This is a genomic window from Enterococcus sp. M190262 (assembly GCF_005843965.1).
Taxonomy (GTDB): domain Bacteria; phylum Bacillota; class Bacilli; order Lactobacillales; family Enterococcaceae; genus Enterococcus_D; species Enterococcus_D gallinarum.
This window is the reverse complement of sequence record NZ_CP040461.1, coordinates 3,120,234-3,139,239: the sequence shown is the minus strand read 5'-3', so window position 1 is coordinate 3,139,239 and position 19,006 is coordinate 3,120,234. Positions and strand designations below refer to the sequence as shown.

At 40.3% G+C, this 19,006-nt stretch carries 20 protein-coding genes; 14 read left to right on the top strand and 6 right to left on the bottom strand.

Going from position 1 to position 19,006, the window contains the following annotated elements; all coding sequences use genetic code 11:
- Nucleotides 1–53 precede the first annotated feature (53 nt).
- The gene (locus FE005_RS14855) at nucleotides 54–230 is read right to left on the bottom strand and encodes a hypothetical protein (protein WP_005471055.1); all 177 of its coding nucleotides are present in this window, start codon (nucleotides 228–230) and stop codon (nucleotides 54–56) included.
- A gap of 333 nt (nucleotides 231–563) precedes the next feature.
- On the opposite strand from FE005_RS14855, the gene FE005_RS14850 reads away from it, so the two are divergent.
- From FE005_RS14850 to FE005_RS14840, 3 genes are all read left to right on the top strand, one after another.
- Complete coding sequence (locus FE005_RS14850; protein WP_138372088.1) at nucleotides 564–2,396, top strand: heavy metal translocating P-type ATPase; 1,833 nt, start codon at nucleotides 564–566, stop codon at nucleotides 2,394–2,396.
- Nucleotides 2,397–2,752: 356 nt separating this feature from the next.
- A complete protein-coding gene (locus FE005_RS14845) occupies nucleotides 2,753–3,142 on the top strand; it encodes a hypothetical protein (RefSeq protein ID WP_003126117.1) in 390 nt (129 codons plus the stop codon).
- 249 nt (nucleotides 3,143–3,391) lie between these two features.
- Nucleotides 3,392–3,769, top strand: coding sequence for a hypothetical protein (locus FE005_RS14840; RefSeq protein WP_021149994.1), 378 nt, complete (start codon nucleotides 3,392–3,394; stop codon nucleotides 3,767–3,769).
- Between the two features lie 109 nt (nucleotides 3,770–3,878).
- Here FE005_RS14840 and FE005_RS14835 read toward each other — a convergent pair whose 3' ends face one another.
- Complete coding sequence (locus tag FE005_RS14835) at nucleotides 3,879–4,310, bottom strand: MarR family winged helix-turn-helix transcriptional regulator (RefSeq protein ID WP_003126119.1); 432 nt, start codon at nucleotides 4,308–4,310, stop codon at nucleotides 3,879–3,881.
- 57 nt (nucleotides 4,311–4,367) lie between these two features.
- Entirely contained in the window at nucleotides 4,368–4,778 is a 411-nt protein-coding gene (locus tag FE005_RS14830; protein ID WP_138372087.1) for an Ohr family peroxiredoxin, read from the bottom strand.
- Nucleotides 4,779–5,012: 234 nt separating this feature from the next.
- Between FE005_RS14830 and FE005_RS14825 the strand changes: the two genes are divergently transcribed.
- Together FE005_RS14825 and FE005_RS14820 are read left to right on the top strand one after the other, a co-directional pair.
- Complete coding sequence (locus FE005_RS14825) at nucleotides 5,013–5,225, top strand: hypothetical protein (RefSeq protein ID WP_060814083.1); 213 nt, start codon at nucleotides 5,013–5,015, stop codon at nucleotides 5,223–5,225.
- A complete protein-coding gene (locus FE005_RS14820) occupies nucleotides 5,222–6,178 on the top strand; it encodes an SPFH domain-containing protein (protein ID WP_060814082.1) in 957 nt (318 codons plus the stop codon). Before FE005_RS14825 ends, FE005_RS14820 begins: the two co-directional genes overlap by 4 nt.
- A gap of 146 nt (nucleotides 6,179–6,324) precedes the next feature.
- Here FE005_RS14820 and mprF read toward each other — a convergent pair whose 3' ends face one another.
- Nucleotides 6,325–8,871: a bifunctional lysylphosphatidylglycerol flippase/synthetase MprF gene (mprF, locus tag FE005_RS14815; RefSeq protein ID WP_138372086.1), complete on the bottom strand. Its 2,547-nt coding sequence runs from the start codon at nucleotides 8,869–8,871 to the stop codon at nucleotides 6,325–6,327.
- Between the two features lies 1 nt (nucleotide 8,872).
- Nucleotides 8,873–9,598, bottom strand: a complete 726-nt coding sequence (locus FE005_RS14810; protein ID WP_003126124.1) for an alpha/beta fold hydrolase — start codon at nucleotides 9,596–9,598, stop codon at nucleotides 8,873–8,875.
- Between the two features lie 706 nt (nucleotides 9,599–10,304).
- On the opposite strand from FE005_RS14810, the gene FE005_RS14805 reads away from it, so the two are divergent.
- Nucleotides 10,305–11,174, top strand: coding sequence for a cation diffusion facilitator family transporter (locus tag FE005_RS14805; RefSeq protein WP_021149989.1), 870 nt, complete (start codon nucleotides 10,305–10,307; stop codon nucleotides 11,172–11,174).
- A 152-nt stretch (nucleotides 11,175–11,326) separates the two neighbouring features.
- Nucleotides 11,327–11,491, top strand: coding sequence for a hypothetical protein (locus tag FE005_RS16880; protein ID WP_003126127.1), 165 nt, complete (start codon nucleotides 11,327–11,329; stop codon nucleotides 11,489–11,491).
- Between the two features lie 253 nt (nucleotides 11,492–11,744).
- Here FE005_RS16880 and FE005_RS14800 read toward each other — a convergent pair whose 3' ends face one another.
- A complete protein-coding gene (locus FE005_RS14800) occupies nucleotides 11,745–12,065 on the bottom strand; it encodes a multidrug efflux SMR transporter (protein WP_138372085.1) in 321 nt (106 codons plus the stop codon).
- Between the two features lie 439 nt (nucleotides 12,066–12,504).
- Between FE005_RS14800 and FE005_RS14795 the strand changes: the two genes are divergently transcribed.
- From FE005_RS14795 to FE005_RS14765, 7 genes are all read left to right on the top strand, one after another.
- Complete coding sequence (locus FE005_RS14795) at nucleotides 12,505–12,996, top strand: GNAT family N-acetyltransferase (protein ID WP_081131658.1); 492 nt, start codon at nucleotides 12,505–12,507, stop codon at nucleotides 12,994–12,996.
- A 135-nt stretch (nucleotides 12,997–13,131) separates the two neighbouring features.
- Nucleotides 13,132–14,430, top strand: a complete 1,299-nt coding sequence (locus tag FE005_RS14790; RefSeq protein ID WP_138372084.1) for a PTS sugar transporter subunit IIC — start codon at nucleotides 13,132–13,134, stop codon at nucleotides 14,428–14,430.
- 271 nt (nucleotides 14,431–14,701) lie between these two features.
- Nucleotides 14,702–14,953: a hypothetical protein gene (locus tag FE005_RS14785; RefSeq protein ID WP_230320987.1), complete on the top strand. Its 252-nt coding sequence runs from the start codon at nucleotides 14,702–14,704 to the stop codon at nucleotides 14,951–14,953.
- Nucleotides 14,950–16,044 carry a DUF871 domain-containing protein gene (locus FE005_RS14780; protein ID WP_138372082.1) on the top strand — a complete coding sequence of 365 codons (1,095 nt, stop codon included), beginning with the start codon at nucleotides 14,950–14,952 and terminating at the stop codon, nucleotides 16,042–16,044. The genes FE005_RS14785 and FE005_RS14780 overlap by 4 nt, the downstream gene beginning before the upstream one ends.
- A 1-nt stretch (nucleotide 16,045) precedes the next feature.
- Entirely contained in the window at nucleotides 16,046–17,161 is a 1,116-nt protein-coding gene (locus FE005_RS14775; RefSeq protein ID WP_103299626.1) for an amidohydrolase/deacetylase family metallohydrolase, read from the top strand.
- Nucleotides 17,142–18,254, top strand: coding sequence for a DgaE family pyridoxal phosphate-dependent ammonia lyase (locus tag FE005_RS14770; RefSeq protein WP_103299628.1), 1,113 nt, complete (start codon nucleotides 17,142–17,144; stop codon nucleotides 18,252–18,254). Before FE005_RS14775 ends, FE005_RS14770 begins: the two co-directional genes overlap by 20 nt.
- On the top strand, nucleotides 18,251–18,991 hold the full coding sequence (locus FE005_RS14765) for a KDGP aldolase family protein (RefSeq protein ID WP_138372081.1): 741 nt from the start codon (nucleotides 18,251–18,253) through the stop codon (nucleotides 18,989–18,991). The genes FE005_RS14770 and FE005_RS14765 overlap by 4 nt, the downstream gene beginning before the upstream one ends.
- Nucleotides 18,992–19,006: the final 15 nt, after the last annotated feature.

The window sequence follows — 19,006 nt, the reverse complement described above, 5'->3', positions numbered from 1 at the left end:
ACAGACAAAAAAACGCCATTTCGGCGTTTTTTTGTCTGTCTAAGGATAAGAACTCAGCTTTCCCGATCTTTGACTACTTTTAGTACTAAAGAAAGGGCAGCCAAGGCAAAACTGCCATACTTGACAAATTTCTCAAGTGACTCGATTTTTTGTTTTTTGCTTTGTTTGCAAGCAGCACATTTCGTTTCAGCGCCATCTAGTTTTTTCCCGCACCTACAGTGTTTTTTCATTTGATCCGTCTCCTTTGCAATTTTATCGATGTTTCATCAATCTCTTACTATCAATTATACATGGACAACGGGTTTATGTCCGAGATAACGCTGTTCTCCTCTCAAAGCAATCAGTGACCGCTGATAGCCTATTTTCTTGGGTATGAATGATTCGGGAGATTTGACGTGCTACCTTAAAACACCAGCAGTGGGTTTATCTACAATGAGGCGGATGAACTTTGAAAACGGCTTGAAAGCCTGCTACGTTAACGATTCTCTTTCTCATTTAACGGTTTTTTGTTTCATTTCGTTCCTGCAAGTGGTACGCTTTTGGTGAAAGGTGAGGTGGATAAAATGAATCGTTTAAGTAAATTTTTGATTGCCATCGGCGTAGGAGCTGCGGCGTTGATCGCTGAATTTGGCTTTGATCGACCTCCCATTGCTTTTGGTTTGATCGCGATCATCGGCGGATTGACAGCGTTGACGATGTTGATCGACATGATCCAAACATTGCGTTCAGGAAAATATGGCGTGGATCTGTTAGCGATCACAGCCATTGTTGCTACACTTGCTGTTGGCGAATATTGGGCCAGTTTGATGGTTTTGATCATGCTGACAGGCGGCGATAGTTTGGAAGAATACGCCAGCAAACAAGCCAGCCGAGAACTTCGGCAACTGTTGCAACGTTCTCCACAGACCGCCCATCGGCTAAATGATAAAAAAGATGTTCCGGTTGAAGAACTAGCTATTGGTGATCTGGTCATCGTCCGCCCGGGAGAAATCGTTCCCGTCGACGGCTGTGTCACTGAAGGAAATACCCTTGTCGATGAATCATCCTTGACTGGTGAGTCACGACCTGTAGAGAAAAATCCTGGTGATGAATTGATGTCTGGCTCAGTCAATGGGGAAACTGCGATTACTTTTGAAGTGACGAAAAAAGCAGCAGATAGCCAATATCAAATTCTTGTTCGTTTAGTCAAAGAATCTGAAGCAAAACCTGCGCGCTTTGTTCGTTTAGCGGATCAGTATGCCGTACCATTTACGTTGGCAGCCTATGTGATTGCGGGGATTGCTTGGTTTGTATCAAAAGATCCTGTCCGCTTTGCGGAAGTCCTAGTAGTGGCGTCACCTTGTCCATTAATCTTGGCAGCACCAGTAGCTTTAGTAGCAGGCATGAGTCGCTCAAGCCGCAATGGGATTGTCATGAAAAACGGCACCACGATCGAAAAATTAGCCAAAGCAAAAACGATCGCTTTTGACAAAACAGGCACATTGACAGAGGGAAAGTTGCACGTTGAAAAAATAACTGTGACTGCTGATCAACTATCGGTCGAAGAGCTTTTGCGCATTGCGGCTAGTGCTGAGCAGGATTCCACTCATATTCTCGCCCGCTCTCTGGTTGCTTCTGCTATGGAACGAAAGCTGACTTTGCTGCCAGTCACCAACTTGAAAGAAGTGGTAGGGCAAGGGATCGAAGCAACAGTTGCTGGACACAAGATCAAAATCGGTAAACCTGAATTTGTTGGAGCAGTTGGTGTAGATGAAGCTAAAACCAATGTTTGTGTTGGGAAAGATGACCAATGGATAGGAACGATCTTTTTTGAAGATACATTACGCAAGGAAGCCAAACAAACGGTTGAGCAGTTGCGTCATCAAGGATTGAAAAAGACGATCATGTTGACAGGTGACCAAGCATTCGTTGCTCGGAAGATCGCAGCTGAATCAGGGATCGAAACCGTTCTAGCAGACTGCTTGCCGGCAAAAAAAATTGCCGTTATAAAAGAAACAGAACCAGCTGAACGCCCGATCATCATGGTGGGGGATGGGGTCAATGATGCCCCAGCTTTAGCAGCAGCTGATATAGGCATTGCTATGGGAGCCCATGGTACTAGTGCTGCAACAGAAGCAGCAGATGCGGTAATACTACAAGATGATCTCAGCAAGGTCTCTCAAGCCGTACAGATTTCTCAAGACACGATGAGAATCGCCCGCCAATCCGTGTTGCTAGGAATCTTCATTTGTATCGTTTTAATGTTGATTGCCAGCACGGGTGTGATCCCAGCGTTGTTTGGCGCTTTGTTACAAGAAGTGATCGATACAGTATCCATTCTATCTGCACTTCGTGCTAAGAATGATCATTCTACTAGCACAGCATCATCTCTTTCAGTCAATCATCAGGCACATTAATAGGTGCAGGTCCGTGACTAAGAGCAAACAAACCCGATAACTGTGATTTTTGTGATAGCAGATGCAAGACACTTAGATTATCTGGCTATGTTTGCCTTATAAGTTACGGGCCTTTTTGATTCTTAAAGCAGGTCCGTAAAAATCCTCCTTTTTTTTAATAATACTACCGTTATATATAACAAATTTTTCTTAGCTAAAATCATTGTTTTGTTGAGTATAATTCAGCTTCACTCATACTTTGTGATGTTATTCTCATTTTTTTCTTCGTTATTCCCTCAAAATGAGAATAATTTTAGCCGATTTTATGATATATATATACGTAGGAAGTTTCAGTAGATTGACTGTGAACTGTCCGCATGAAAGGATTGATAATTCGCGTGATTGATTTAATGCTCTATAAAGAAACAGCCGACTATTTGGAGAAAGTGATCGATAAAGAGGTGCTTGACCTTGTGGAAGTAGAGTACCCTAAGGTATATACTTACATCCACCAATTGATTGATTCTTTCAAATGTGCTGTCCAACAAATAGATGGTTCAAATTTTTGGGAACTTTTTCCAGAAATACTTGGGTATGATTCACGGTTTGTTTTATTGAACTCATTGATTCTAGTAAGAGATGAATTCTTGACAGAAGAAGAAATCATCCAAATGATCGAAACCGATTATACTCATTTAAATAAAGAATCTTGCGGTTATTCTTTGAAAGATCAGGAACATGAAAGCCTTATCTTCAATATCAAATAAATGATTTCCTAAAATCGCAAGGAGCAGCCGACCAGCATCAGTGGTCGGCTGTTTATTTGTTTAAATTTACGCTTCATTTATTCAATAATCTTAAAAATATTTTGAAAAAATGGTAAATATAGATTATCATTGATGTATGAATAAAGAATAACTGAAAAATCTTTTCAATTCAGCGTTACAGTTAGACTGGATTCAGGAAATTAGCTATATAACATTGTTCATGGAATGAGCAAAGAGAAAGGGGCATATATGGATTATTTGAATTTTTCAAAAAAAGAGTGGGAGATTCTGATTTGTTTTTGGAATGCTCAGGAACCACTATGTTGCAGTGATTTTAGTGAGCGTTTTAACTTGAATCGCAACACTTCGTTATCAGTCATCAGAAAATTAGTCAATAAAGGCATACTGGAAGTTGCGAGCATCAAAATGAGCGGTTCGGTTTTAGCACGTCGTTTTCAACCCAAAGTGACTGAATTAGAAGTACTGCAGTCGATTCTTAATCAAGATCAGATTTTTGCTATGCTTCAGGTGGCGATTGGTCGTCTCGAAGAAAAGCAGTTAGCGATGTTAATGGACAAAATTACTGCCAAAAAACAAGAGCTTTCAATGCCAAAAGACCATCAGTGATCTTGCTTGTCCAAAGAGAGCCAACAAAAAAAGATCTGACTTATGGACTGCGCTTAAGAAGTTAGTTTTTCGGCTAACGTTTCGAGCAATCCGGTAAGTCGAATCTTTTTTAGCTAGTTTTCTGAAACTGATGCAGCATTTTTGTCGTCAAGCGATGCAAATCAGCTAGTTCTGTAGGAGACAATGGCAGGAAGTCTTTGACTTTACTGGGAATATTCACCGCAGAATCATGGAGCAGCTGCCCTTTTCCTGTCAATGACACATTTAAAGAACGTTCGTCCTCTTGATTGCGAGTTCTTGAAAGATAACCTTTCATTTCGAGTTTCTTTAAAACCGGAGTCAAAGTTCCAGAGTCCAGACACAGAGAATCGCCCAATTCTTTTACTGTCAATGTTCCTTGCTCCCATAAGACGAGCATCACGAGATATTGCGTATAGGTCAAGTCCAGAGGGTCCAGTAATCCTTTATAATGCTTGATAATTTCTTTCGAAGCGGCGTATAGAGGAAAACATAGTTGGTTTTCAAGTGCTAAGTCATTCATGTCCTCACTCCTTTTTATACTGACGCTTCTTATCATAGCTTTTTTGTATCGGAAAGTCTACTCACTAACAGCTTTGACGGTTACTTCAATATTGCCGACTGTTGCTTTTGAATAAGGACATACGGTATGAGCAATTTCTAGTAATTCTTGTGTTTCATCTAATGAAAGACCTTCTATAAATCCCTCAATCTCTACTCCTAGAACAAAACTACTTTCATTTTCGGCATAAAGTGAAACTTGTGCACTTACGGTTGATGCGCCCTCAATTCCTTTCCTTTGCTTTACAAGTTCAAGAGCACTGTTGAAACAAGCACTAAAACCAGCGGCAAAAAGTTGTTCTGGGTTAGTGGCATTTTCGACCCGTTTACCAGGTGCTGCGATGGATAATTCGAAGGAATGATCAGGACTATGAACTTCTCCTGAACGGCCACCTGTGTTGATCATCTTTGTAGAATACATTTTTTTCATCTAACTTCACTCCTGTTTTTTTGATTTTGTACAATTAGATTGTACGCAATTTAATTGTGGAAAGCAATTAAGTTGCTTGCAAAAGCAGGTTTTTTTATTTTTACTTGTTTTTACATTAAATTGAAAGTAAAAGTTTAAATAATTACTGTGTAGCAAGGCAAAACATGATATGATGATAGCACAGAATCTAAGGATAGTTGGTTAGTGAAGAGGGTGACTAAAATCGTAGAATATATGGAAAACCGCGCAGTCGGGAAATATTTTCGTTCCGCGACAGATCATTATGCCGGATTCATTCGAATCTTTGGTACGTATACTGAATATCGGGTTGTTGCCGGTATTCCAGCAGAGAATGTGATGCTGGAGATCATCGGCGTTGAAAATGGGATCTTGCTGACACAAGTGAACAATACATTATTTGAAAATGGAAGAGGGTATATTCAATGATCATCGTACAAATTATCTTAATCGTTCTTGTCATAGCGATCGTGATTTGGCTGTTGGCAAGCACTGCTGTTATCGTTCGACAAGGTGAAGTAAAAGTAGTTGAGAGTTTTGGGAAGTATGTTAAGACACTTGAACCAGGTCTACACTTTTTAGTCCCTATTTTATATACAGTCAGAGAACGAGTATCACTTAAACAGATTCCTTTAGAAATTGAACCACAAAGTGCTATCACGAAGGATAATGTTATCGTTCAAATTGATGAAGCCATCAAATACCATGTCACAGATGTCCGGGCGTTTGTTTATGATAATGAAAACTCGGTCGTTTCTATGATCCAAGATGCGCAATCCAATTTGCGAGGAATCATTGGGAAAATGGATCTAAATGAAGTTCTCAACGGAACAGAAGAAATCAACGTGGCGTTGTTTACTTCCATTAAAGATATCACAGCGGGGTATGGGTTGGCGATCGACCGAATCAATATTGGTGAGATCAAAGTTTCGCAAGAAATCATTGAATCAATGAACAAACTGATCACTGCTTCACGGGATAAAGAATCCATGATCACACGGGCACAAGGGGAGAAATCTTCTGCTGTCTTAAGTGCGGAAGCCAAAGCTTCTCAAATGACGATCGATGCCCAAGCCAGAGCGGAACAAACTCAGATTGATGCGGAAGCTCGTGCTAAACGTGTACGGATCGATGCAGACGCCGAAGCAGAACGAATTGCTAAAATTACTGAAGCAGAACGTAAACGGATCTTAGCCATCAATGAAGCAATCAAAGAAAGTCAATTAGACGAACGTTCACTCTCTTACTTGGGCATTGAAGCCTTTAAAGATATTGTCAACAGTAAGACGAATACAGTCATTCTACCATCAAACATGACAGAATTAGGCAATATTCCAGTTGTGAAACAACTCTGGGAACAAACAGACAAAACCAGCGAATAACAAACTAACTGAATCAACCAACATAAATGAGCTCCACCCATTGTTTGATAAACATGGGTGGAGCTCGTTTTTGATTTGTTGAACAATAGATTGATTACTGGATAGTTGTTGTCTTATTGGTACTTGTGGCGCAGTTTTTTTTTATCCTAAAGAGAAGAAGCAGTAATCGTTCGATTGTCTACTATCAACAATGCGATCATCACATAACCGATCCAACTATCTCTGGAATAGAGAATATAACGAGGAGACCAATAAGCTGCATACTTGCTCTTGTAATCCCGCAATCCCTCAAAGGAATAAAAGTGAGAACCAAAGTTATAGATCAAATAGGCGATCCGTTCTTGAATGAAACTGCTTCTGAACGTCCCTACATTCGCCAGCGGGGCCATCCCTAAGTCGAACTGTTCGAATCCTTGGTTTTTAAAATAATCAAAGAGATTGATGAACAAAAAGTCCATTGTGCCATTAGGTGCTTTTTCAGGATCATGACGCATTAAGTCGATTGACCCACAACCTGTCTGATAAGTAGGCATAAAAGAAGCAAATGCCACAATTTCTTGCTGTTGGTTCTTGACGACAGCGATTGGGGCGGTGCTCAAGTAATCTTCAGAGAAAAATCCTAATGAGAAACCTTTCTCTTTGCGACCATCTAGCCAGCGATCAGAAATATCTCGTAGCTTAGCAAATGTTTCCGCATTGTACGGTGGTTGTAGGACATCGAAAGTAAAGCCTTCTTTATTGATTTTGTTGTTTAATGCCCGTTGACCCTTCATTTTTTTGCCAGACAAGGTGAAATTCTGTAGGTCCACGAAGGCTTTCTCACCGAATTTGATGAAGTCATAGCCGAATTCATGAAGCAGCATGACCATTTCTTCACTGCTTTCATAGAAGACAGGCAAATAATTCCACTGATCCATTTCTGTGATAAAGGCTTCTAGTGCAGCAGCAAAATCCTCTTGCTTACCAGCTGGGTCCCCCATGACCAAACATTTATTGTTATAGGTCGTAAACTGGAAAAAGACGGTAGGATCGGTCTCGTTCGGATAGAAATAGACTTCTTTATCTTTCAAAAAGACAAGATGGCTATCACTAGTACCACCGTAGGTCTCTAAAAGAGTCAAGATTTTTTCATTCTCAGGTCTCTGTCCAATTTGATGTTTGGGTCCCATTAAATAGCGTGAGAAAAGCAAGACCGCGATAGCGACGATCATGATAGCCAGAAAGCCTTGCAACCATAACTTTTCAGAAGGAAACAAAAGAAAATCAATGGAACGATGGGCGGGATGACGATTTAAATGGGGCATGTTATAGACCCCAATAATCACATAAAAGACAGTCAAAGATCCCATCAAAAGGCCATCGATCGTCAGCCATTCCCAAGAATAAACCAGTTGCTTACGAAATAGTTCACTTTTGGAAAGGACCATAATCGCCAATAAGAAGAGCAAGAAACACATGGTTGAAAAGCGGAAACCGGCTAAGACCGCATAGCCGATCGTTGCTGCAATCAACAGCAATGTTGGAAAATAAGCGCGCGAAACACGAGCTGAAACCCCACGACCAGCAATGATGAAAAGATAGCCTAAGAAAATACTTGGGTATTGCATGACAAAATTCAACCGTATCGGATTAAGATGGGCTAACCATTGAATGTGGTCAAATGCTTCCGGAATCGTTGCTGACAAAACCAGCATCGTACCAGTCAAATAGAGCAACAGTACTTCAATCTTATGGAATACTTCTAAAAGCAATCCTTTAGGAATACCAGAAAAGCGTGTGTTGAGCGTTACACTGACATTTTTAGAGAACAAAAGCACCCCAATCAAAAACGGAATGATGTAATAGAATAGCCGGAATAGCAGAAGCCACGCTACGACGCTTTCTCGGGGAATATTCAATGAACCCATTCCCATGATCATCATGACATCAAAGGTTCCTAATTCTCCGGGAATCATTGATACGATCCCTATCACAGATGCAGCAATAAATAATGGCAGTATTTGAAAAATATCCACAGAGATCCCCATCAGCATACCGGTGGTGATAAAGGCCGTAAATACCCCTACCCATTCCAATAATGAAACCAAAATCAGTTGACCGCGGTCAGAAGGGGTCAGACCGCCTAAATAGCCATTCTTCTTCGACAAACTTAAGACATAGACCACTGGAAAGTACAAACTTCCTCCCAATAGCCAAATCCAATATTGCTCCAGATAATCAGTTGTTGGCCCAAAGACGACGAACCCTAATGCCAGTAATGATAAAAGCGATAACCCAGACATCAGATAAATAAAAATTTTCGAAATTGCTTGAGCAACATCTTTGCCATTTTTTTCTTTGCCATAGAATTCGGAGCGAAGACCAATGCTGATAAAACCGCCGAATCCTACAAGATTATTCATGGTATTGATGATCCAGCTTGTTTCACTTAAATAACGGGCAGAAAGCTTTTGTCCTAAGAGCCGATTTAAGATAATGTCATAACCAATCATTGGCGCAATACAAAGCAAACTAATCAAAAGCATCAATGCAACACGCCAAACCGCTAATTCGGAAAACAGTGTCGTCAATTGATCGACGGAAATCGTCTTGCTTAAGGAAAGCAATTCACCTAAAACGATCACTGCTACAGCGATCAAAAAGAGTCCTTTGAACAAGGAGAGATGGTTACGAATCCATGTAAAAAGTTTCATTTTATTGTCCCACCTTATCTAAGAAAGAAAGAACTTTCTGATTGAATATATTTGGATTTTTGCGAGCAAAACTATGTCCTTGTCCCTTTACTACCATGAAATTGGCATTCGGAATATGATTGGCTAGATAAAATGAATGAGACAATTTGATTGAATCTCTTTTTCCTACCAAAATCAGTGTTGGGACAGTAATTTTTTTTAAATCGGTGGCTGATAAACCGATGTTACGAAAGAGTAGTGCAAGAATCGGTAAAAAACCACGCATGCCTTTATCGAAAGGCGCGCAAAGCCAAACGACTGCATATTGGATCAGACTGCCGATCCGTGCAAACAGCCGAACCCCTTTAGGATCCGTATTGCCGGAATTTAAAATCAGACAACTCACTAATTCCGGATATTTAAAACAAAACACCATAGCTAAATTTGCGCCATCACTAAATCCTAGAAGAGCTACCTTTGACAGGTGTTCTTTTTGAATAATGGCATACAAGTCATCAGCCATCAAGAAAAAATCAATTTTTTTGCGGGTATTCGTTGATTTGCCATGCCCACGGCTGTCTATCAAGTACAGCTGATGTTTCTGACTTAATTCAGCTATCTGATTAGCAAAGTAAGCACTGCTCCCGCCATTGCCATGCAATAAGAATAATGGCTTGCCTTTTCCAATTTTCTCATAGTAAAGGACCGAGCCATCTTGCATTTTGGCATAACACTTTTCAGATTCCATTTTTTCACCTACTTTCTTTGAGTATACCTTGAAGCCCGCGATTGATAAAATCAAATGGTGATTTTTCACTAGAAATAATCATCGTTTATTCATTTTTGTCTTAGAAAACTGCTATCTTATTATATTAAGAAATCAGACAGATGCTGCTCTTTAGATTCATTTCTAGCCATATCTTAGGAGATCACTTCGAAATGGAACAGAAAACTTTGCCAAAATAGAAAATTTTCACATTTTCCCCCGTATTTTTCCCTCTTATTTCTTTAGAAGGAAACTATAGAAGAGAACTATAGAAGAAAACCATAGAAGAAAACCATAGAAGAAAACCATAGAAGAAAACCATAGAAGAAAACCATAGAAGAAAACCATAGAAGAAAACCATAGAAGAAAACCATAGAAGAGAACTATAGAAGAGAACTACGCAAAGCAGCAAGGATACCCCATAGTGTCTCCCATTCAGTGACAATGGTTTTCATTAAACGGGGGGAACAATGAATGATTTAAAGCTTGTTTAACATGTCTAAAGGAAATCAACAAGGTGCCTTCTGATTTTTTTATTTCATTCAGTTTGACCTGCAAGATGCATTCGTGGCGCAGAAAGCAAATGTTTGTTATTCCTAAAAGATTATATCTCTCCAATAATTACTGCAAAGTTTCAGGAATTCAGTTATTATTTTCAAGTTGTTATCTTGATGCTGGAGGGAAATAAATGAGAGAGACTAGATATGAAGAATTGAAGCGAGCAGAAAAGGGCGCTCTGCTTAGTATCATCGCCTATCTATTGATTTCATTCGTTAAATTATTGATCGGTAAAATAGCTGGGTCGGAAGCTTTATGGGCAGATGGTTTAAATAATGCCACCGATATAATCGCTTCAGTGGCTGTTTTGATAGGTCTACGCTTAGCTCAAAAACCGGCTGATGAAGAACATAAGTATGGACATTGGAAAGCAGAGAATGTAGCAAGTTTGATTACGTCATTGATCATGCTTGCTGTAGGGCTGCAAGTACTTTATTCCTCTGTCTGGTCCTTGATCCAAGGGGAGACAGAAAGTCCTGATATGCTTGCGGCAATTATAGGTGTGGTCTCGGCTATTCTCATGTATGGTGTGTATACCTTTAATCGAAGATTGGCTGCACAAGTAAAAAGTTCCGCACTGCTTGCTGCTGCCAAAGACAATCGCAGCGATGCTTGGACCAGTATCGGAACCGCCATTGCCATTTTTGCCGCTTCTTTTGGCTGGGGGTGGCTTGATAGTCTAACAGCGATCGTTGTCGCTGTTCTGATCCTAAAAACGGCCATTGATATTTTTAAAGAAAGTGCCTTCTCATTGTCAGATGGTTTTGATCAAACATTGGTCAACGAGTACGAACAAGTCGTAGCCGATTTTCCGGAAGTAAAATCTGTCAAGAGTATTCGCGGCAGAATGTATGGCGCAAATGTGTTTCTTGATATTGTTATTACGATGGACAAATATTTGACAGTCGAAAAAAGTCATGCAGTAGCTGATGCCATTGAAGCATTGCTGTCTGATCGTTTCAATGTCTATGATACAGATATTCATATTGAACCAGATTAATCGCCAATTTATTTTTAAGGGTCATTTTGTGTTGTGTAAGTTAAAAAAAACAGTGTAAACACCACGTTTCTAGCATGTAAACATCCCGTTGCTTCTTTTTTTATTGAAAGAATGGCAAACTATTCTTATCAGAAAAAGAAAGTAGGGATCGTATGGAGACGATAAATATCACTGACCTTCAAGCAAAGAAAATTAATGAAGTGGGACAACCTGTCCTTTTAGAAATTTGTAAAAATTATATTTTATCAGTAGAAGATAGACAGATATTAGCTCTTCTTCAGAAACAAATTACAGAAAAAAAAGCTGAACTCGTTTGAGATTCAACTCGTTTTAGTCAAGTACAAAAAGAAAAGCAGCAGTTTGATCCATCAATGATCAAGCTGCTGCTTTTTTAGCCTTTGAGAAAAGAAAGAATGAAGGTAATCCAACTTTTCTTTTGTCAGAGAATATCAGTAGTTTGATGATATCCTAGAGGAAAGCAAAAGTAGAAATAAGAAAGATTTCGGTAGAAAGAAGTGATTCGATTTTTATAAAAGTCTTTTAAAAGACTTTAAAAAAACCTTTTTGAGGTTAGTGACCGCTAGTCATTTTAATGCCTACAATACTGATCAATAATAATCCAACAAAAAGCCAAGTGGCTGGGTTTATCTTGTCATGGAACAATACCACACCAATGATGACTGAACCCACCGCACCGATCCCAGTCCAGATAGGATAGGATAAACTCATTGGCAGTTGTTTGATTGCTTGCGACAAAAAGAAAAAACTGGCGATCATACCAATAATGGTGTAAATCGTAAAATTGATTTTTGTAAATCCTTCACTCCATTTCATCGTTGTGGACCAGAATACTTCCAGTATGCCAGCTAATAATAGTTCGAGCCAAGCCATTCTATTTCCCTCCTTTTTGATTATTTAGAAAACAAAAAGAGGAAGACCATTCCTTCTAAGACCTACTGGAATGATCGTCCTCTTTTAACTACCCGGTGGCAGTCTCTATTTTCTTGTAACCAGTATAGCACACTCGGATTTTTTTGGGGAATGAAAAAAACTTATCGAAAAAATGAGGGGTAGCACTTTCGGATAAAAATTGAAAGAAAGAGAAACTGTTCCAGAAAATGAGCTGGTCCTGTTTCTCGTCATCGCATCTAATTTTTCCTAACAAACTTGATGCGATCAGCAGAACTTTCTGATGGTGCTAAATCTTTCTTTCAATTGCGGATAGACAACATTATCAATAGTTAAGACAAAGAAAGACTTTTCTATTTATTTAAAAAACATTCCGATATAATAAAGATATGTAGGGATACATCTTTGAAAGGAGTCCACCATGAAAATTACATTTCAACCAGTCCGATCTTTAGAGGAGATTCAAGAATTAGAGCTTGTCGTTAAGGAGATTTGGTCAGAAGTCTTTACACCTATCATCGGGTCTGCTCAAGTCAGCTATATGCTAGAAACTTATCAATCTCCAGAAACGATCCAACAAGAAATCAAAGAAGGCGCCGCTTATTTTATTCTTCGATTAGAAGATGAGATTATTGGCTACACAGCTTACGAAGAAGAGGCAGACCGTCTGTATTTGAGTAAACTTTATTTAACACCTGCTATGCGAGGAAAAGGCGTCTCCAGCAAAGTATTTGATTGGGTTGAATCTTTAGCCGCTGGCAAAACACTCTTTTTGAACGTCAATAAAGGCAATCAACAAGCGATTGCCGTCTACGAACACCGGGGTTTTGTCCGGGTCGGGGAACGAAAGGTTGATATCGGTCAAGGTTTTGTAATGGATGACTATATCTACGAAAAAACATTCAAACAATGAAAGACATAAGCTTTTTTCCATCGCTCAGTTTGTGGGAAGAAAGCTTATTTCCTATTAAAAAAACGTTTACACACCTTTTTAACTGTGTTATATTGTCCTTGTAAAGATTATAATGTTATAATTAGGAGGGCTAAAATGAATGGATTTTTAGGGTTTATTGAACAAAAGTTAATGCCAGTGGCAAATAAGGTAGGTATGCAGCGACATATGGTGGCCATACGTAAAGGAATCATTGCCACATTACCATTGACGATCGTCGGTTCCTTTTTCACGATATTATTGAATTTTCCTATTGAGTCAGTTGCAGCATTTATTGAACCATATCGTGAAGTTCTAGACATTCCGTTTCGCTATACAGTTGGTCTGCTTGCACTTTATGCGACCTTTGGTATCGCATCTTCATTGGCAAAAAGTTACAAACTAGACTCATTGACAGCAGGTATTTTGGCAACAATGTCCTTTTTGATCACGGCAGCACCACCAATTCGGGTTCTTGAATCGGTAGAAGGTGTGATCGATGCTGGACGTTTCATCAATGTTGCTAACCTTGGTTCTGGATCACTATTTGGTGCAATTGTCACAGCTATTTTGTCAGTGGAAATCTATCGCTTCTTTATTGTCAAAAATATCACGATCAAAATGCCTGATGGTGTACCGCCTGAAGTGACCAATTCCTTCATGGCATTGATTCCCGGGGGAGCGATTCTTGTTTTGTTTTGGGTCATTCGTCATATCATCGGTTTTGATATCAATGGCTTCTTAAGTAACCTTTTGATGCCGCTGAAAGATGTTTTAGCAGGAAACAGTTTGTTTGGCGGCTTATTGACAGTTTTCTTGATTTGTTTCTTCTGGGTTCTTGGAATTCATGGACCAGCAATCATGGGTCCGGTGATCCGTCCTTTCTGGGATATCTCGATTGCAGAAAATATGGAAGTTTTTCAATCATCCGGCAATGCGCATGAATTACCAAACATCTTTACAGAACAATTTCTGCAATGGTTTGTTTGGATTGGTGGGGCAGGAACGACGCTTGCGCTGGTTGTCTTGTTTTTATTCTCAAAATCAAACTATTTGAAACAATTAGGACGTCTTTCGATTTTGCCAGGTATTTTCAATATCAATGAACCGGTCATCTTTGGGGCTCCGATTGTGATGAATCCGATTCTTGGGATTCCGTTTCTTGTAGCACCTTTGATTACAACGACAATTTCTTACTTTGCTACGACGACAGGGATCGTTCCAATGATGGCTGCCCGTCTAGGATTTGCCATTCCAGCACCCATTGCTGCTTGGATGAGTACAAATTGGAGTGTTGCCGCTGGAATCTTAGTTGTGGTGAACTTTTTGATTACATTGGCGATCTATTACCCATTCTTTAAAGTCTTTGAAAAGCAACAATTAGAACGTGAAGAAGAACAAGCGACTCAAGAATGAAGGGTCTCTTTATCAAGAAGTCAAACGAGACGATGGGATAGGAGCAAAGAACGATCCATAAATGACAACCAAATGAGCTCTCTGGGAAATACCGAGTTCTTCTAGGTGAACAGAAACAATTCTACGGGATCATCCCAGTAAACACCTCAATCCCAGAGTGCTTTCTAGATGGTTCTTTTGAGTGAAGCAATTAGGGTTCATTTGTTGCTTAAACAGTGGTTCATGCGCGAGGATCTGCGTTTGATGATCGAAAGGAGACTAAGTGCATAAAATGATGCTGATGTATACATGTTTATTATTTATCGGATTACAAATTTGGCTAACCAGACATGGAGCATTTATCCAGCAGATTCGCTTCCGCACACTGATAGCCGGATCCTTATTAGTATTAGTCATTGCCGTTATGCTATTTGGCAGGACAACGATTGCCCCGGTGATCTTGACAACACTGACTGTTGGTTGTAGTACGTTGCTGATCACAAAATTTTCTCAAATTGGTGCGCAGAAGGAGTGGACAAAATGAAAAGACAACTAGGAATCTCTATTTATCCAGACCACAGCAGTAATGACGAAGACAAAGCTTATTTAGAATTGGCTCAACGCTATGGATTTAGTCGAATTTTTATGAGCATGTTAGAAGTGACAGAAGGGAAAGAAATTGTTCGCAAGAAATTCTCAGAATTATTAAGATTTGCCAAATCACTTGGCTACGAAACGATTTTGGATGTTGCACCGGCAATTTTTGAAGAGCTGGAAATTTCTTATGATGATTTGACGTTTTTCCACGAATTGGGTGCGGATGGCATCCGCTTGGATTTAGGTTTTGACGGCAGCAAAGAAGCAATGCTGACTTATAATCCGTTTGGATTGGCGATCGAGCTAAATATGAGCAACGACGTCGCTTATTTAGACAATATTTTGACGTATCAAGCAAACTTGCCTTTCTTATATGGCTGTCACAATTTTTATCCTCAGGAAGGCACCGCATTACCGTATGAGTTCTTCGAAAAATGCAGCCAGCGTTTTAAAACCAAAGGAATTCGAACTGCCGCTTTTATCACTTCACAGTCTGGAACGATCGGTCCATGGGATATCAATGACGGATTACCGACATTAGAGATGCATCGGCATTTACCTGTAGAGATCGCAGCAAAACATCTCTTTGCAACAGGATTGATCGATGATGTAATCATTGGGAATGCCTATGCCTCAGAAGCAGAACTTGCAGCACTTGGCGCAATCAATCGTTACCAAACAGAATTTTCGGTGACTTTTACACCGGAGAGCACTTCATGCGAACGAAAGATCGTTCTGAAAGAGCAGCATTACCGTCGAGGGGACATTACTGATCGGATGATTCGATCAACAGAAGTCCGAAAAAAATACAAGCAATTTGATAACCCAGCCCACGATAATCTGGAGGAATTCCAACCTGGAGATATTGTGATCGGCAACGATGATTTTGGCAAGTACAAAAACGAATTACAGGTGGTGTTGACCCCTCATTGCGATCCGCGAAAAAATAAAGTTGGATCAATTGTCGCAGAAGAACGGCTGTTGTTGTCGTATATTCATCCGTGGACCAAATTTAAATTTACCGAGAGGAATGATTAACATGTTGGATATGATTATCCGCCAGGCACGTACACTCAATGAAGAGATTTTCGATATCGGGATCCAGCAAGGGAAAATTTGCCAGATCGCAAAAACGATCGAAGAATCCGCACAAAAGGAGTGGACACTTCTTCCGAATCAGTATCTTTCGGCAGGCTGGATTGATGATCATGTCCATTGTTTTGAAGAAATGAGCTTGTACTATGATTATCCCGATCAGATCGGTGTGGCAAAAGGTGTAACGACAGTAATCGATGCGGGGACTACTGGCGCCGAAAATATTCATCGTTTCTACGAATTCGCACAAGCAGCCAAAACGAATGTCTTTGCGCTTGTCAATATTTCAAAATGGGGCATCGTCGAACAAGATGAATTAGCCGATCTTTCTAAGATCAAGGGGGATCTGATCACAAAGGCCCTAAATGAATTTCCTGACTTCATCGTGGGGTTAAAAGCGAGAATGAGCAGGACAGTGATTGGCGAAAATGGCATCACTCCATTGAAATTAGCCAAAAATATCCAAAAAGAACACCCAGGCCTACCATTGATGGTTCATATTGGTTCAGCACCACCAGATTTGGCTGACATTTTGTCTTGTTTAGAGAAAGGTGACGTTCTGACCCACTGTTTCAATGGCAAGGAAAATGGTATTTTAGATCGTCAGTCAAATACCATCAAATCGTTTGTTTTTGATGCTTATGGCAAAGGTGTTGCTTTTGATATTGGTCATGGTACAGATAGTTTCAATTTTTCGGTGGCAGAAAAAGCCTATGCCGCCAATTTGAAAGCTGCTTCTATCAGCACCGATATTTATATACGTAACCGTATGAAGGGTCCGGTATATGATTTGGCTACTACTATGGAGAAATTAGCCGTTGTCGGTTATAGTTGGCAAGAAATCATCGAGAAAGTAACATTGGCACCAGCTCGTCAGTTTCAACTAAAAGGAAAAGGTGCGATCGAAGAAGAAATGGATGCTGATTTCACGATCTTTGAATTCAAAGAAGCAGCCAAAGTACTGATTGATTCAAATGGGAACAAGCGAAGTATTGATCGACAGATCATTCCGTTAAAGACTATAATTGGAGGACAAGTATATGACATTGAATCTGACTAAACTTGGCTTGAAGCAAGTCATCAATGCTTCTGGTAAAATGACGATTCTCGGTGTTTCTAAAGTGAGCGAAGGTGTCTTAACAGCCCAACGCTTTGGTGGGGAACACTTTTTTGAGATGAGCGAGTTAGCAGTCAAAACAGGGGCCTATTTGGCCAAACTACTTCAAGTTGAAGATGCTCAAATCGTCTCTTCAGCTTCTGCTGGAATTGCTCAATCTGTGGCAGCAGTCATTGGACAAGGCTCATCATTCCATCTTTACCATCCTTATTCAGAAAAGATTCAGCGTCGAGAGATCATCTTGCCGAAGGGACACAATGTGGATTATGGCACACCTGTTGAAGTGATGGTTCAACAAGGTGGAGGCCAAGTTGTTGAGGCAGGCTATGCCAATATGTGCTCTGTTGACCATATTGCTCAGATGATCAGTCCCCAGACAGCTGCGATTCTCTATATCAAAAGTCATCATACAGTACAAAAAAGTATGCTTTCAGTAAAGGAAACAGCTCAAGTCGCAAAACAGTCGGGCATCCCTTTGATCGTGGATGCGGCAGCGGAAGAGGATCTTTTCAGGTACATCCAGGAGGGTGCCGATTTAGTGATCTACTCCGGAGCTAAGGCTTTGTCTGGGCCAAGTGCTGGTTTAGTGATCGGTCGTAAAGAACTAATAGAATGGGTGAGACTGCAATCCAAAGGCATCGGGCGTTCCATGAAGATCGGTAAAGAAAATATGATGGGGCTTACGCAAGCAGTAGAAGAGTATCTGGCTGAAGGAAGTGAGTCTGGCGCTTCCATGAAGCATCGTTTGGAACCCTTCGTCGCAGCACTCAATCAAATTACTGGCTTGTCTGCAGATATCGTCCAAGATGGTGCAGGGAGAGACATTTATCGCGCCCGGGTTCGGGTCCAAAATGGGCCATCGGCGATGGAAGTGATCCAGAAATTAAAGGTAGAAGAACCAGCCATCTATACGAGAGAATATCAAGCAAATCACGGCATTATTGAATTTGATATTCGGGCAGTCACAGAAACTGAAATGCATGTGATTGTCAATCGATTAAAAGAAATCATGAATCCGGAGGAACCAAAAGAATGAAAAAATCCCCGACTTATTTAGAAGATCGAATTTGTTTAAACGTTTTAGCTAACTCAGTGGAAAACGCCAAAGAATGTTTTGAAGCAGCCGAAGGGAAAATCTTATTAGGCGTTCTTTCCAAAAATTATTCCACGGATGAAGCAGCGATTGAAGACATGAAAAAATACCAAGCAGAAATAGAAAATGCATTATCAGTTGGTCTCGGTGCCGGTGATCCGAATCAGAGCGAGATGGTCTCTCGAATTTCTGCTGTGTTGCAGCCGCAACATGTCAATCAAGTATTCACGGGAGCTGCAACATCTCGGGCGTTGTTAGGACAAGAAGAAACTATTGTTAATGCATTAGTTTCTCCGACAGGCAAAGTCGGCTTTGTCAATATTGCCACTGGCCCGTTAAGTTCACAGGAAGAACCCACTGAGGTTCCTCTTGAAACGGCGATTGCATTACTCAAGGATATGGGCGCTAGTTCAATCAAATATTTCCCTATGAAAGGATTGGCGCACAAAGAAGAATATCAAGTGGTGGCAAAAGCTTGTGCAGCTCATGACTTTTATCTTGAACCGACCGGTGGGATTGATTTGGATAACTTTGCAGAAATCTTGCAGATTGCTGTGGATGCAGGAGTCAAGAAAATCATTCCTCACGTGTATAGCTCGATCATCGATCCAGAGACGGGCGATACCCGTCCGGAAGATGTGAGACGATTACTGAAGATGATGAAAGATTCATTGAAGTAAGAGTGAAGGAGGAAT

Coding starts and splice junctions, on each gene's coding strand:
- FE005_RS14765 (WP_138372081.1), top strand. CDS start 18,251: ATGAAAAAATCCCCGACTTATTTAGAAGATCGAATTTGTTTAAACGTT.
- FE005_RS14805 (WP_021149989.1), top strand. CDS start 10,305: ATGAGAGAGACTAGATATGAAGAATTGAAGCGAGCAGAAAAGGGCGCT.
- FE005_RS14840 (WP_021149994.1), top strand. CDS start 3,392: ATGGATTATTTGAATTTTTCAAAAAAAGAGTGGGAGATTCTGATTTGT.
- FE005_RS14790 (WP_138372084.1), top strand. CDS start 13,132: ATGAATGGATTTTTAGGGTTTATTGAACAAAAGTTAATGCCAGTGGCA.
- FE005_RS16880 (WP_003126127.1), top strand. CDS start 11,327: ATGGAGACGATAAATATCACTGACCTTCAAGCAAAGAAAATTAATGAA.
- FE005_RS14845 (WP_003126117.1), top strand. CDS start 2,753: ATGAAAGGATTGATAATTCGCGTGATTGATTTAATGCTCTATAAAGAA.
- FE005_RS14825 (WP_060814083.1), top strand. CDS start 5,013: ATGGAAAACCGCGCAGTCGGGAAATATTTTCGTTCCGCGACAGATCAT.
- mprF (WP_138372086.1), bottom strand. CDS start 8,871: ATGAAACTTTTTACATGGATTCGTAACCATCTCTCCTTGTTCAAAGGA.
- FE005_RS14795 (WP_081131658.1), top strand. CDS start 12,505: ATGAAAATTACATTTCAACCAGTCCGATCTTTAGAGGAGATTCAAGAA.
- FE005_RS14810 (WP_003126124.1), bottom strand. CDS start 9,598: ATGGAATCTGAAAAGTGTTATGCCAAAATGCAAGATGGCTCGGTCCTT.
- FE005_RS14835 (WP_003126119.1), bottom strand. CDS start 4,310: ATGAATGACTTAGCACTTGAAAACCAACTATGTTTTCCTCTATACGCC.
- FE005_RS14830 (WP_138372087.1), bottom strand. CDS start 4,778: ATGAAAAAAATGTATTCTACAAAGATGATCAACACAGGTGGCCGTTCA.
- FE005_RS14785 (WP_230320987.1), top strand. CDS start 14,702: ATGATGCTGATGTATACATGTTTATTATTTATCGGATTACAAATTTGG.
- FE005_RS14855 (WP_005471055.1), bottom strand. CDS start 230: ATGAAAAAACACTGTAGGTGCGGGAAAAAACTAGATGGCGCTGAAACG.
- FE005_RS14780 (WP_138372082.1), top strand. CDS start 14,950: ATGAAAAGACAACTAGGAATCTCTATTTATCCAGACCACAGCAGTAAT.
- FE005_RS14775 (WP_103299626.1), top strand. CDS start 16,046: ATGTTGGATATGATTATCCGCCAGGCACGTACACTCAATGAAGAGATT.
- FE005_RS14850 (WP_138372088.1), top strand. CDS start 564: ATGAATCGTTTAAGTAAATTTTTGATTGCCATCGGCGTAGGAGCTGCG.
- FE005_RS14770 (WP_103299628.1), top strand. CDS start 17,142: ATGACATTGAATCTGACTAAACTTGGCTTGAAGCAAGTCATCAATGCT.
- FE005_RS14800 (WP_138372085.1), bottom strand. CDS start 12,065: ATGGCTTGGCTCGAACTATTATTAGCTGGCATACTGGAAGTATTCTGG.
- FE005_RS14820 (WP_060814082.1), top strand. CDS start 5,222: ATGATCATCGTACAAATTATCTTAATCGTTCTTGTCATAGCGATCGTG.